9 protein-coding genes and 1 pseudogene are annotated in these 13,272 nt (G+C 69.6%); 7 read left to right on the top strand and 3 right to left on the bottom strand.

What is annotated here, in order from left to right:
* Positions 1 to 197 precede the first annotated feature (197 nt).
* Both aspS and EZH22_RS26070 read left to right on the top strand, forming a co-directional pair.
* Positions 198 to 1,969, top strand: a pseudogene (gene aspS / locus EZH22_RS26075) (aspartate--tRNA ligase).
* A gap of 98 nt (positions 1,970 to 2,067) precedes the next feature.
* Positions 2,068 to 2,490, top strand: coding sequence for a DUF2059 domain-containing protein (locus EZH22_RS26070; RefSeq protein WP_203193278.1), 423 nt, complete (start codon positions 2,068 to 2,070; stop codon positions 2,488 to 2,490).
* Between the two features lie 72 nt (positions 2,491 to 2,562).
* Here the strand turns inward: EZH22_RS26070 and EZH22_RS26065 are convergent, their stop codons facing one another.
* The gene (locus tag EZH22_RS26065; RefSeq protein WP_203193277.1) at positions 2,563 to 4,590 is read right to left on the bottom strand and encodes a hypothetical protein; all 2,028 of its coding nucleotides are present in this window, start codon (positions 4,588 to 4,590) and stop codon (positions 2,563 to 2,565) included.
* A 152-nt stretch (positions 4,591 to 4,742) separates the two neighbouring features.
* On the opposite strand from EZH22_RS26065, the gene EZH22_RS26060 reads away from it, so the two are divergent.
* Positions 4,743 to 7,025, top strand: a complete 2,283-nt coding sequence (locus EZH22_RS26060) for an NADP-dependent malic enzyme (protein ID WP_269902893.1) — start codon at positions 4,743 to 4,745, stop codon at positions 7,023 to 7,025.
* A 241-nt stretch (positions 7,026 to 7,266) separates the two neighbouring features.
* Here the strand turns inward: EZH22_RS26060 and EZH22_RS26055 are convergent, their stop codons facing one another.
* Positions 7,267 to 7,713, bottom strand: a complete 447-nt coding sequence (locus EZH22_RS26055; RefSeq protein ID WP_203193276.1) for a DUF5330 domain-containing protein — start codon at positions 7,711 to 7,713, stop codon at positions 7,267 to 7,269.
* A gap of 254 nt (positions 7,714 to 7,967) precedes the next feature.
* Here EZH22_RS26055 and EZH22_RS26050 point away from each other — a divergent pair, with 254 nt between their 5' ends.
* The 4 genes from EZH22_RS26050 (at position 7,968) to EZH22_RS26035 (ending at position 11,028) form a co-directional block, all read left to right on the top strand.
* Positions 7,968 to 9,437: a sensor histidine kinase gene (locus EZH22_RS26050; protein ID WP_203193275.1), complete on the top strand. Its 1,470-nt coding sequence runs from the start codon at positions 7,968 to 7,970 to the stop codon at positions 9,435 to 9,437.
* Complete coding sequence (locus EZH22_RS26045; protein ID WP_203193274.1) at positions 9,434 to 10,138, top strand: peptidoglycan-binding domain-containing protein; 705 nt, start codon at positions 9,434 to 9,436, stop codon at positions 10,136 to 10,138. The genes EZH22_RS26050 and EZH22_RS26045 overlap by 4 nt, the downstream gene beginning before the upstream one ends.
* Before the next feature lie 16 nt (positions 10,139 to 10,154).
* A complete protein-coding gene (locus tag EZH22_RS26040) occupies positions 10,155 to 10,499 on the top strand; it encodes a DUF1491 family protein (RefSeq protein WP_203193273.1) in 345 nt (114 codons plus the stop codon).
* Between the two features lie 334 nt (positions 10,500 to 10,833).
* Entirely contained in the window at positions 10,834 to 11,028 is a 195-nt protein-coding gene (locus EZH22_RS26035) for a hypothetical protein (protein WP_203193272.1), read from the top strand.
* A 203-nt stretch (positions 11,029 to 11,231) separates the two neighbouring features.
* On the opposite strand, the gene EZH22_RS26030 is transcribed toward EZH22_RS26035, so the two are convergent.
* Positions 11,232 to 13,112: a putative bifunctional diguanylate cyclase/phosphodiesterase gene (locus EZH22_RS26030; RefSeq protein WP_203193271.1), complete on the bottom strand. Its 1,881-nt coding sequence runs from the start codon at positions 13,110 to 13,112 to the stop codon at positions 11,232 to 11,234.
* Between the last annotated feature and the right edge of the window lie 160 nt (positions 13,113 to 13,272).

Genomic DNA, 13,272 nt, shown 5'->3' with positions numbered 1-13,272 from the left:
GCTTGACAAGGGGAAGGGCGCATGCACCTTCGCCCCGCCTTACACGCGGACTTTCGTGCCGTGGCGCGCGGAAACGCCGCGCCCGGTGCGGGATCGGCGCCTCCGGTGTCCAGAGCGCTGCCCGGGCTGCGCGCCGGGCGCCGGACACCGGGCTTTCCGCCCCGCGTGCCATCCCTTCAGCCTTGAAAGGGCAACCCATGCACCGCTACCGCTCCCATACCTGCGGCGCGCTTTCGACCGCCGAGGTGGGCGAGATCGTCCGCCTGTCCGGCTGGTGTCACCGCATCCGCGACCACGGCGGCGTGCTGTTCATCGACCTGCGCGACCATTACGGCCTCACCCAGGTGGTGGTGGACCCCGACAGCGCCGCTTTCCGGGACGCCGAGAAGGTGCGCTCGGAATGGGTCATCCGCATCGACGGCAAGGTGCGCCTGCGCCCCGAGGGCACGGAAAATCCCGACCTCGCCACCGGCGCCGTGGAGGTCTATGCCGCCGAGCTGGAAGTGCTGGGACCGGCCGCAGAGCTGCCGCTGCCGGTGTTCGGCGACGTGGAATATCCGGAGGAGACCCGGCTCAAGTACCGCTTCCTCGACCTGCGCCGCGAGAAGCTCCATCGCAACATCATGACCCGGGGCGCGATCATCGACGCCATGCGCTCGCGGATGAAGGCGCAGGGCTTCTTCGAGTTCCAGACGCCGATCCTCACCGCCTCCTCGCCGGAGGGCGCCCGCGACTTCCTGGTGCCGAGCCGGCTGCATCCCGGCCAGTTCTACGCGCTGCCCCAGGCGCCGCAGCAATACAAGCAGCTGATCATGATGAGCGGCTTCGACCGCTACTTCCAGATCGCCCCCTGCTTCCGCGACGAGGACCCGCGCGCCGACCGCCTGCCCGGCGAGTTCTACCAGCTCGACCTGGAGATGAGCTTCATCGAGCAGGAGGACGTGTTCGCGGCGATGGAGCCGGTGATCACCGGCGTGTTCGAGGATTTCGCCGCCGGCAAGCCGGTGACGCAGAACTGGCCGCGCATTCCCTACGCGGACGCCCTGCGCAAGTACGGCACCGACAAGCCGGACCTGCGCAACCCGCTGGTGATGCAGGCCGTCTCCGAGCATTTCCGCGGCTCGGGCTTCAAGGTGTTCGCCCGCATGCTGGAGGTGGAGAAGAACGAGGTGTGGGCCATCCCCGCTCCCGGCGGCGGCTCGCGCGCCTTCTGCGACCGCATGAATTCGTGGGCGCAGGGCGAGGGCCAGCCGGGCCTCGGCTACATCATGTGGCGTGAAGGTGGGGAGGGCGCCGGCCCGCTCGCCAACAATATCGGCCCCGAGCGCACCGAGGCCATCCGCGCCCAGCTCGGCCTCAGGGCGGGGGATGCCGCCTTCTTCGTCGCGGGCGACCCGGACAAGTTCGTGAAGTTCGCCGGCCTTGCCCGCACCAAGGTGGGCGAGGAGCTGAACCTGATCGACAAGGACCGGTTCGAGCTCGCCTGGATCGTCGACTTCCCCATGTATGAGTGGAACGAGGACGAGAAGAAGGTCGAGTTCTCCCACAACCCCTTCTCCATGCCGCAGGGGGCCTGGAAGCGCTGAAGACGCAGGACCCGCTCACCATCAAGGCGTTTCAGTACGACATCGCCTGCAACGGCTACGAGATCGCGTCCGGCGGCATCCGCAACCATCGGCCCGAGGCCATGGTGAAGGCGTTCGAGATCGCCGGCTACGGCGAGGAGACCGTGGTGGAGCGCTTCGGCGGCATGTATCGCGCCTTCCAGTACGGCGCCCCGCCCCATGGCGGCATGGCGGCGGGCGTGGACCGCATCGTGATGCTTTTGTGTGGCACCACCAACCTGCGCGAGATCTCCATCTTCCCCATGAACCAGCAGGCTCTGGACCTGCTCATGGGGGCGCCCGCCGAGGCGACGCCGAAGCAGCTGCGCGAACTTCACATCCGGCCGATGCCGGCTGCAAAGTAGGGACCAAAGTCGATATGGCTCTCCCTTGGGCATCCGGAGCCGTGGTCGGCACGTCTGGGTTGCCCCAAGGGGAGGGCGCTATGCGGATCTTGGGCAGCTTGCTTGTTGTTGCATCCTTGGTCTTTCCGGTTGCCGCACGGGCCGACGAGGCATCCGACAAGGCCGCTTTGGCGCGGCAGGCGGTTGACCTGTCGATTGCTCCCGGCCTCGACGGGCGGATCGCGCGGATGATCGGGCAGGCTGTCGAAAAGCTGCCCGCCGACAAGCAGGCGCAGGCTCGCGCCGATCTGCTGAAGGCCGCCGCCGGCACCCGCGAGGATCTGGTCGGCGTGTTCGCCACCTATTATGCCGGCGCATTCACGGTCGCCGAACTCAAGGAACTCTCCGCCTTCTATTCGAGCCCCGTCGGCCGCAAGGTCGTGCAGGTGGAGGAGAACAAGCCGGCGGCGGTGGATGCCGCCATCCAGCAGCAGATCATGAAGCTGGTGGCGCTGGCCAATACGCCCGCCCCCGTCCGCTGAGGGTCGGCGACGAGGGCAGGCGACGAGGGGCCGCCTGGCGGCATCCCCTCGCCAGGCCGCAGAAGACGGACCCTACGGTGCCGACGCCGTTGCCGTGAAGCTGAACGCTTCCAGCAGCATCGACGGATCGAACGCGGCCGCAAGCGCCAGGAGCGGCACCCGTTCCTTTGGCGTGGCGGTCACGGTCAGCGTGCCGGGCTGGCGCACGAAGGCGACCACCGCGCTGCCGAGGTCCGCGGCATCCGGCGCCGCCTCGGTGAGGTCGGCGACCATGCTCTCCACCATCTCCACCACCTGCCGGCGATACTCTTCTTCGCTCACGCCCTCGGATGCGGCGAGCTGGGCGAACATCAGCCGTGCGAGACCGAGATCGGTCAGCGTCACCTTCACCGGCCCGGCGGCAACCGTCGGCAGCGCTGAAATGAAGCCGGTGGCATCGGAGAAGGCGGCCGGCGGCACGTCGCCGATCGCGCTCTCCACCGAGAGCCGGAAGGCCTCCTTCACCTCCGCCGTCGCCGGCGCGACGGTGAGCGTGCGGGCGCTCGCGTCATAGGCCGCCTTCAGCGCGAAGGAGACGGTGGCGCGCTTGATGCCCGCCGCGGCGAGGTAGGTGAAGGGCTCGCCGTCGTCCGCCCGGATCGGGCCGGAAACGTCGGTGAGGGCGAGGTCGAGCCGGGTGGGCAGGGCGCCGGCGGACCCGCCCCAGGACAGGGCGAAGGCGCCGATCTTCACCGGCTCGTTCCTGGCGTCGCCCTCGCCGTAGGGGACTTCCACGCCCGACAGCTCGATGCCGGAAAACAGCTTGAACAGCATCAGCGCCGAGACGGGAGAGGGCGCGTTCTGCTCTGCCGCGAGACGGCTCAGCTGATTGAGGTCGAGCCGGCGGATGGCGAAGCGCCCCACCTTGCCCGGCGCGCCGCCGGCCCCGGCGCCCTCCATCCCCTCGAGGGAAACCTCGTCGATCACGCTCGCGGCGAGGCCCTCGATCCGCATGCTGGCGATGCGGCCCTTCTGGCCGTCCTGCTCCGTCTCCACGCCCGATGCCGCCAGCGTGCGGAAGGCGATGCCGTCGATGATGTCGCGGGACAGGTCGAGGGCGCGGCGGCGCTCGTCCGGCGTGAGCTGGCTGCTGCTCTTGAGCTGGAGATCCCGCAGCGCGGTGGTTCGCTTGGCGTCGAAGGCCGACGGCCGGATGCCCACCTGCTCCATGAGCAGCGAGGCGGCCCGCATGCGCGGCCCGTTGTCCTGGGTGAGCACGTAGGGACCGGTCACCACCTTGCCGTAGATCAGCCCGTAATTGTCCATGCCCGCCGACGTGGCGCCCGGCGGGTTGGTCGCGGCGAGAAGGGGGGCGGTGTCGATGCGCGCCGCGACGATGCCGTCGATTCGGCCGCTGATCCGCCCCGGGACGGGTCCCGGCGCGCGGTCGGCGCCGTCGGAGGGCGGGGTGAAGGCGAAAGTGACGCGGTCGACGATGAGGCTGCGGATGGTGCCGGCATTCACACCCTCGGCGGCGATCTCGGAGTAGTTGACTTCCACCGGCTGCGCCCCGGCGGGGACGATGCGCCCCTTCACCTCGGGGATGGTCACCTTGGCGGCGGTGGTGGCCGCGATCTGCCGAAGCGCCACCCGGAGCGCACCGAAGGGGCCGTCGCCCTCGCCAGCCGCGATCAGCGTCATGGGGCCGGTATACTGGTCGATCATCACCTTGGGCAGCGTGTAGGTGACAGTGCCGCCCGCCGCCGCCTCGCCGGTGAGGGCGACCTCCAGCCCATCCACGTCGAGCGCCTCGACGGACACGCGCCGGTCGTGCGGCCGCTCTCCGCCCCGGGCGAAAAGCCGGGCGATCTTCAGGCTCGCCCCGCCCTCCGGAGAGACGATGGAAATGCCGCTGACGGTGACTGCCCGCTCGCGCGGATCGAAGCTCGCATCGGTGAAGGAGGCCTTCGCGCCGGTCTCGCGCAGGGCGGCGAAGGCTGCATCCACCTCGGAGCGCACCTTGGCGCGTGTCCATTCGAGAAAACCGAACCAGCCCGCGGCCGAAAGCACCACGAGAACAGCGAGGCCGCCCGCGATCCTGACGACGATTTTCCTGTCCATGTCCATTCCTCTCCGTCACCGCCCGATCGCAGGTCCGTCATGCGTGCGCAACATAGACCAATTTTTGCGGTCGACCGTGACATAAGGATGCGCGGCGGCTAGGTTGCAGCCCCATTTTGCCAAGCTGGCGCGTTTGAGGAGGGGGGACGGGTATGGCGTCCAATATTTCCGAGGATCTGCGTTCGGGCGCGCTCGTCTATCACCGTTTGCCGAGGCCGGGAAAGCTGGAGATCCAGGCCACCAAGCCGCTGGGCAACCAGCGTGATCTCGCCCTCGCCTATTCCCCCGGCGTCGCCGCCGCCTGCGAAGCCATCGCCGCCGACCCGCTGCTGGCCGCCGAGCTCACCATCCGCGCGAATCTCGTCGCCGTCGTCTCCAACGGCACGGCGGTGCTGGGCCTCGGCAACATCGGCCCGCTCGCCGGCAAGCCGGTGATGGAGGGCAAGGCTGTCCTGTTCAAGAAATTCGCCGGCATCGACGTGTTCGACATCGAGATCGACGCCCTCACCGTCGAGCGGATGGTGGACGTGGTGAGCGCGCTGGAGCCCACCTTCGGCGGCATCAACCTGGAAGACATCAAGGCGCCCGAGTGCTTCGAGGTGGAGCGCCTGCTGCGCGAGCGGATGAAGATCCCGGTCTTCCACGACGACCAGCACGGCACGGCCATCATCGTCGGTGCCGCGGTGCGCAACGCGCTGGAGGTGGGCAACCGCAAGATCGAGGATCTGAAGATCGTCGCCTCCGGCGCGGGGGCGGCGGCGCTCGCCTGCCTCAACCTGCTCGTCACGCTCGGCGCGAAGAAGGAAAACATCTGGGTCTGCGACATCGAGGGCCTGGTTTATGAGGGCCGCAACACCCTCATGGATCCCTACAAGGAGATCTACGCCCAGAAGACCGACAAGCGGACCCTGGACGAGGTGATCGACGGCGCGCACATCTTCCTCGGCCTGTCCGCCGGCGGGGTGCTGACGCCCGAGATGGTGAAGAAGATGGCGGACCACCCGCTCATCCTCGCCCTCGCAAACCCGACCCCCGAGATCATGCCCGAGCTCGCCCGCGAGGCGCGGCCCGACGCCATGATCTGCACCGGCCGCTCGGACTTCGCCAACCAGGTCAACAACGTCCTGTGCTTCCCCTACATCTTCCGCGGGGCGCTGGACGTGGGGGCGACCGACATCAATGCCGAGATGAAGATGGCGGCGGTGGAGGCCATCGCCGCGCTCGCCCGCGAGACGCCCTCCGACGTGGTGGCCCGTGCCTATGGCGGGGAGACCCGCTCCTTCGGTCCGGATTCGCTCATTCCCTCGCCGTTCGACCCGCGCCTCATCCTGCGCATCGCGCCGGCGGTGGCCAAGGCGGCCATGGACACCGGCATCGCCACGCGGCCCATCGCCGACATGGACGCCTATATCGAGCGGCTCGACCATTTCGTCTTCCGCTCCGGCTTCATCATGCGGCCCCTGTTCGCGCAGGCGAAGCGCAACATGAAGCGGGTGGTCTATGCCGAGGGCGAGGACGAGCGGGTGCTGCGCGCCGTGCAGGCCGTGGTGGAGGAAGGCATCGCCCGTCCCACCCTCGTCGCCCGCCCCAACGTGCTGGAGGCCCGCATCAAGCGCTTCGGCCTGTCCATCCGCACCGGCCACGATTTCGACCTCATCAATCCCGAGGACGATCCGCGCTACCGCGACTATGTGCGCACCTATGTGGAGGTGGCCGGCCGCCGCGGCGTGACCCCGGACGCGGCGCGCACCCTCGTGCGCACCCATCCCACGGTCATCGGCGCCCTCATGATGCATCGCGGCGAGGCCGACGCCATGCTGTGCGGCATCGAGGGCCGCTTCACCCGGCATCTGCGCCAGGTGCGCGACATCATCGGCCTCGCGCCGGGGGTGAAGGAACTGGCGGCGCTGTCGCTGCTCATCACGCCCAAGGGCAACTTCTTCATCTGCGACACGCAGATCCAGACCGAGCCCACCGCCGCCGATCTGGCCGAGATGACCGTGCTCGCCGCCGCCCACGTGCGCCGCTTCGGCCTGGAGCCGCGAGTCGCGCTTTTGTCCCACTCCAACTTCGGCAGCCACGAGACGCTCTCGGCCAAGCGCGTGCGTGCGGCCCTCGCCATCGTGCGCGAGCGGGAACCGGGCCTGCAGGTGGACGGGGAGATGCAGGCGGATGCGGCGCTGGTGGAGGATATCCGCCGCCACAGCTTCCCCAACTCGTCGCTGAACGGCGTCGCCAACGTGCTGGTGATGCCCGACCTCGACGCCGCCGACATCGCCTACAACATGATCAAGGTGCTGGGCGACGCACTCCCCGTGGGGCCGATCCTGATGGGCACCGCGAAGCCGGTGCACATCCTCGGCCCCTCCATCACCGCCCGTGGCATCGTCAACATGACGGCCGTGGCGGTGGCCGAGGCGCAGACGGCGGGTTGAGCCCCCGCCAAGACGTCCCGAATGGATCGTCGCCGGCCTTCCAGGAGCGTTTGAATGGCCACGTTCCGGGACGGGCGTCATGCCCGGCCCCGGTCCGGGCCCCCGGGGGGGCATAGCCGGGACACCTTGAAAAACGGTGCTGGACGGCAGGACATGAATGGCCGGAGCCATGCCCGGCCATGGCGGTTGGACAGGGGTCTGCCGTTCCGGCGAGGACGGCGCGTCCCGCGGATCGCCCGCTTCAGGCGGGGCGACGCGGCGGGAGCGGCGGGCCGGTGGGAGCGGCGGGCTGCGGCGCGTTGCCGGGCGTGACGGTGCGTCCATTCTCGCCACCGCCCCAGGCGGGCAGGAGATCCTGTGGGGTGAGTTCGAGCGCGCCGGACTGGCCGGCGGGTGACGGGCCGGGGACGCCGGCCGGCGGGTTCTCGCGCTCCGTCGACCCGAGCGCCTGGTAGAGCCATTTCGCCCCCACCTGCGCCTTTTCCGCGAGATGGGTCGCCATCTGCCCACCCACCGCGCAGGCCTGCGGCTGGCGTTCGCAGAAGCCGCGCATGTCGGCCACCACCGACTGCGCCGCGCCGAGCGCGTCGAACACGCTCACCGCCTGCCCATCCGAGCCCTTCAGGCCAAGGGGCAGGAGCAGCAGCACGAGGCCGATCCAGAAGGCCAGGCGAAACAGGAAGAACATGGCTCCCTCACTCACGGCGCCGGAGGTTCCGAACGCCCTCGAAAGATACCAGAACGGCGCCCCGGCGGGGGTCCCGAGGGCGCCGGCCCCCGACGACTTTTCAAGACATCGTTAACGCTGCGGCGCACCAGTCGGGCGATTTAGCGTTCGCTTAAAGGCTGGCGTGGCATGGTTTTCCCAGCGGGCGGCGATCTTGCGGGCAGGGGCACCCCGCAGGGAATCGACCCGCGGCGGATCACTTCACAGGGGGCGACGTGCGTCACCTCGGCAGCGGCGAGCAGGGCGAACCATTGCGCAGGGCACCGGCGTCCGACGCCGGCGGCGACACGCTTCCGCGCCTCGCGGTGCTGGGCCGGGTCACCGCCGCGGTGCTGGCGGCGCTGGGCATGCTCGCGCTGGCCTGCGGCGCCATCGCGCTGGTGTCCCAGGTTTCTGGCCTCATGCGCGGGGCCGAACTCAACGCCCTCATCCTCCTGGCCTCCGGCCTCGTCTGCGGCGCCCTCGCCGCGGTGGCGGCGGGCATCGCGCGGGCGGCGGGCCGCGCGAGCGAGACCGCCGTGCCGGCCGGTTCGCTCCTGGTCACCAGCCATGGCCCGCGCGGCGACGTGCTCGCCGTGGACGCCAGGGACGGCCCCTTCGCCGATACCCCGGCCGAGGCGCTGCTCGGCCAGATGCTGTTCGACCGCGTCCTGGTGGCGGATCGTCCCGCCTTCCTCTCCGCGGTGCAGGTCGCGGCGCGTGGCCGGCCGGTCCTGCTCAACCTGCGCCTGCGCTGCGATACGGGCGCCGATGTCGCTCCCTCCTTCATGACGCTGGAGGCGCGCTGCCAGCCGCTGCGCTCGGGCGGGGTGCGAGTGGTTTGGTCCGCGCCGTGGCAGGCGGCCAATGTCGAGCGCCTCAAGGCGGACGCGGCGGCCCGCGCGCGCGCCGAGGCAGAGGAGGCGAACGCCGCCAAGAGCCACTTCCTCGCCGCCATGAGCCACGAGCTGCGCACGCCGCTCAATGCCATTCTCGGCTTCTCCGAACTGCTCGCGAGCCCGTCCGGCGCGCCGCTCGATGACGCCCGCAAGCAGGATTATGCGCGCATCATCCATGAGAGCGGCCAGCACCTGCTGGGCCTCGTCAACGACATCCTGGACCTCTCGCGGGTGGAGGCGGGGGCCTATGTGCTGGAACGCGAGACCATCGATGTCGCGGCCCTCGTGGAGAGCTGCGTCGAGATGGTCGCCCTCGATGCCGGCCGAACCGGCGTCGCCGTGCGCACCCGCGCGCCGGCCCGCCTGCCCGCCATCGATGCGGACCGCAGGGCGCTGCGGCAGATCGTGCTCAACCTGCTCTCCAACGCCGTGAAGTTCACCCCCGCCGGCGGGCGGGTGCAGGTGGCGGTGCGCGCGCAGGGCAACGAGCTCACCATCCGTGTCCGCGACACGGGTCCCGGCATGCGCGCCGAGGACGTGGCACGCCTCGGCGAACCTTTCTTCCAGGCCGGGGACTGTACCCAGCGGGCGCGGGGCAGCGGCCTCGGCATCGCGGTGGTGAAGGGGCTCGTTAAGCTGCATGGGGGAGACTTGCAGGTACACAGCGCGCCCGGGCGCGGTACCAGCGTCATCGTCGGCCTGCCTCTGGCGGAGGCGGACGGCGCCATCCAGCCCGGATGGACGAACGACGTGGTCGCGCCGTTCCCGGCCCGGCTGGACGAGGCCCGCGTGAAGAGGTTGGCATGAGGCTCGAACCGGTTTTGCAGGCTTCCACGCAGGATGTCGCCGCCGAACTGCCGCCGGCGGACGAGGCGGAACGCGAGGGGCGCCGGCTCCGGCGGCTTGATTTCGTCGCCGGGGCGGTGGCACTGGCCGCGTCCGGCGGCTTCCTGGTGAATGCCCTGCTGCTCCAGGCGCCGCCCCCCGGCGCGCCCTTGCCCGAGGCGCGTCCGGCCGGTGCCATCCAGGCTCTCGACCGGGCGAAGGCCAGCCGCACCACGGTGCCGCTTCCGCCGGCCAACCCCATGGCCGGCACCGTGCCATCGGGCGGCGCCACCAACGGCTCGCTGGGCTATCTTTCGGTGCGCACCACCACGGCCGAGGCACCGGTGCCCCTGGTGCCGGCGACGCCCGGTCCCGGTCTGACCCGGACCGACCACCGTGCCGATTCGGTGCGCCGCCCGCTGGCTGCCCTCGGCACGGCGCCGGACGTCACCGGTACCCTGAGGCCGCCCGGCGAGGTCCCGGCCTCGCCGCGCATCCTCTCGGTGCAGAAGGCCCTCGCCAAGCTGGGCTACGGCCCGCTCAAGGTGGATGGACTGCCGGGAGGGGAAACCCGCAGCGCGGTGCTGCGCTTCCAGCGCGACCGCAACCTGACCGCCGACGGGGAGGTCTCCGACCGCCTCGTGCGGGAGTTGGCTGCCGTCTCCGGGATGCCGGTCAACTGATGCGGGGCCCCGTGCCATGCGGCTGAAGAGCGATATCTTCGTCTCCGCCCTCATCCGCCGCGCCCAGGTGGAGGGCGCCTATGCCGTCATGGTCCGGCGTGGAGCGGAGGAGGCGGGCGCCATCTTCGTCAAGGTCTCACGCCTCGACGGCACCGCCGCCCTCTACGGCCCGGCCCCGCAGAGCGCCTTCGACGACTCGTTCCCGGCCGACCGCAAGTTCGCGATGATCGTGGAGCCGGGCCGTCCGGAGGCGGATGCCGACGCGCGCCTCGTGCGGGAGCTGAAATTCGATCCCGACATCTATGTGGTCGACATCGAGGATCGCGCCGGGCGCCATTTCCTGGATCTCGTCACGCCCTGAAGGGCCTTCCCACCCGCGCGTGCGGCTTGCTCGGGGTCGGATGCACGCGCGTGGCCGGGGGATGGTTGCGCGGCGGCTCCTGGCGTACGGGGGGCACCACGTGAGCGGTCCACGTGCGGCGTCGCAACTTCGGGCATTTTCGCAGGACGCGGCGCGCCGCTCGCGGGACCATGTTCACGTACAGCACGGTTCGGCGCCTTGACGACACGGGGCTTGCTGGAGCCGCCTCGTCGTCTTCCCCTGCGTCATCGTTAATGCGCCGTTAACGCCTGCGAAACCATAACGGCGGTCGCGACGTTATGGTCACGGCTCCCGTTTGCAGAAGGAGGAGGGCATGAGTACGGTCATTGCGTTCTCCACGGCACGCCGCACGCCCGTTCGCGGACAGGCAAGCGGGCGTCGGCGCGCCGAGGCGGAGCGCCCCGGAGGGGCGGAGATCGTCATTCTTCCGGTGGTGCGCATCGAGCGGCACGATGCCGACGCACCGGGCTCGCCTCGATTCGGATCAGCTGCCATCCGTCCCCACTGAGGCACACAGGGCGCGGTGCCGCCCACGCGTCGGCGCATCGCGCCGCTGCGGTTCCAGCCGCAGCGCTGATTCCATGGGCATTCGTCCGTTCGGTCGCTTCGCCCGCATCGCCTTCATCGAATCGATCGTTTGCTGCCGCGTCCCGGCGGGGCGTCTCTCCGGGGCCGGATTGTGCTCGGCCTGGGCTTCTCGTTGTGGGCGCATCAGCCCGTGGCTGCTCTCCGCGGCGGCTCGGGATAGTGGCAGAAAATGTTCTCGAATGTCGCAGCGGGCATGGGCTTGCCGAACAGGTAGCCCTGCCCGTCGGTGCAGTGCTGTGCCTTCAGATAGTCGCGCTGCGCCTCGGTCTCGATGCCTTCCGCCGTGGTCTCCAGGCCAAGCGCCCGCGCCATGTCCACGATGGCTGAAATGATGGAGGCGTCGCGTGGGGACTGCAGCATGTTCTGCACGAAGCTGCGGTCGATCTTGATGCGGGTCAGGGGATACTGCGTCAGCAGGCTCAGGGACGCATAGCCCGTGCCGAAATCATCGAACGCCACTTGCACACCCATGTCGCGCAGGCGGTGCAGGGCGTCCAGCACCGCATCGTCGCGGGTCAGCACGATATTCTCGGTGATCTCGATCTCGAGCGCGTGCAGGGGCAGGCCGTGCCGGGCCAGCGTTTCCGTCACCGTCTTGGGCAGGTCGCCGGAGCGCAGCTGAACACCGAAGAGGTTCACGGCCATCCGGAAGTCCGTCGCACCGCGGCGAATCCAGCGGGCCGCCTGCGCGGACGCCTCGTCGATGACCCAGGCCCCGACCACGGTTGCCAGCGGACCGGCCTCCAGCGCGGGCAGGAAGGCGGCGGGAGGCAGAAGACCGCGCGTGGGATGCAGCCACCTTATGAGGGCTTCGGCGCCAGCGACAGTATTGTCGGACAGCCGGATCTGCGGCTGGTAGAACAGCAGCAGCTCGCCGTTGGTCACTGCCCTGTGGAGTTCCATGCCATAGACTCGGCGCTCCGCAGCCTCCGCCCGGAATTCCTTGGCATACATGGATGAGCGCCCGCTCCCGCCGATCTTGGCCTGATACAGGGCGAGGTCGGCATTGCCGATGAGCTCGACCGCCTCTTGCGCATGGCGTGGCGACAGGGCGATGCCGCAGCTCGCGGAGATGCGGACGTCCTGGCCGCCGACGGGGATCGGCTCGGCCACCTGCGCGAGCGCGCGGCTGGCCAACTGGCGCGCCTCCTCCTCCTGGACGGGGCAGGCGAGGATGGCGAACTCGTCGCCGCCGACGCGCGCGACGGTACAGTTCTCGCCGGCCGCGCACTTTAGCCGGGCCGCCACCGAGTGCAGGATCTCGTCGCCGGTGGCCGGCCCGAGAATGTTGTTCACGTCCTTGAAGCCGTCGAGGTCGAGCATGATCACCGCCGACGGCTCCGCTGCGAGCAGGACGGCTTCGACGTTGCAATAGAACTGCTTGCGATTGGGCAGTCCGGTAAGGGGATCGATCTTGGCCAGGCGGGACAGTTCCATCTGGTCCGGCACGGAGGCGGCCGCCGCGGCCTCATGCGCTCGGGTGGCTTCCTCGCGGATGCCCGCCACCTCGACGCGACGCAGTTCCAGGCGATCGCTGGCCATGCGCGCCAGCTCCCGCAAGCGCTTGCGATCTTCCGGCGCGAAGTGCCGGTGGGGCCTGGTGTCGATGATGCAGAGCACGCCGAGCGCACGGCCGGCGAGGGATCGCAGGGGGACGCCGGCATAGAACCTTACGGCGTGCTTTCCCGTCACCAGCGGGTTGTCGTGGAAGCGCTCGTCCTTCAGCGCATCGAGTACCACCATCACGTCGTCCTGCGTGATGGCATGGGCGCAGAAGGAGACGTCGCGCGCCTTGTCCATGTCGTCGTCGGTACCAACGCTGGCGGCGAAGAAGACGTGATCGCTGCCGATCATGTTCACTGCGGCGATGGGCATGCGGAAAATGCGCACCGCGATGCGGGCCACCGGGTCAAGGTCTGGAAGCGGGCGCTCGTCACCGAAGCCGTAATCAAGGAGGGACGCGAGCCGCTCCTCTTCGTCGTGCGGTATCGGCGGGCATCTCATTGGGGCGTCCCTTCCTGTGGCTGGGAAGGGTCGACGCCGATCAGCGTCGACGCAGTTGCCGTGCTGCCGAATATTGAGGCAGCCTCGCAAGCTTAGACAACTTTGTGTTGCTTTCAAGTGGGGGGTTTTCTTTTCCGAGCAGGGGCCGGGGTGGCGGACA

Origin of the sequence: Xanthobacter dioxanivorans (genome assembly GCF_016807805.1) — a bacterium.
GTDB lineage: Bacteria > Pseudomonadota > Alphaproteobacteria > Rhizobiales > Xanthobacteraceae > Xanthobacter > Xanthobacter dioxanivorans.
The sequence above is the reverse complement of the archived record's forward strand: the minus strand, read 5'-3'. Positions and strand labels throughout refer to the sequence as shown.

Excerpts from the sequence above, each read along its gene's own strand:
- EZH22_RS26065 (WP_203193277.1), bottom strand. The coding sequence starts at position 4,590 with ATGGACAGGAAAATCGTCGTCAGGATCGCGGGCGGCCTCGCTGTTCTC.
- EZH22_RS26060 (WP_269902893.1), top strand. The coding sequence starts at position 4,743 with ATGGCGTCCAATATTTCCGAGGATCTGCGTTCGGGCGCGCTCGTCTAT.
- EZH22_RS26055 (WP_203193276.1), bottom strand. The coding sequence starts at position 7,713 with ATGTTCTTCCTGTTTCGCCTGGCCTTCTGGATCGGCCTCGTGCTGCTG.
- EZH22_RS26045 (WP_203193274.1), top strand. The coding sequence starts at position 9,434 with ATGAGGCTCGAACCGGTTTTGCAGGCTTCCACGCAGGATGTCGCCGCC.
- EZH22_RS26040 (WP_203193273.1), top strand. The coding sequence starts at position 10,155 with ATGCGGCTGAAGAGCGATATCTTCGTCTCCGCCCTCATCCGCCGCGCC.
- EZH22_RS26035 (WP_203193272.1), top strand. The coding sequence starts at position 10,834 with ATGAGTACGGTCATTGCGTTCTCCACGGCACGCCGCACGCCCGTTCGC.
- EZH22_RS26030 (WP_203193271.1), bottom strand. The coding sequence starts at position 13,112 with ATGAGATGCCCGCCGATACCGCACGACGAAGAGGAGCGGCTCGCGTCC.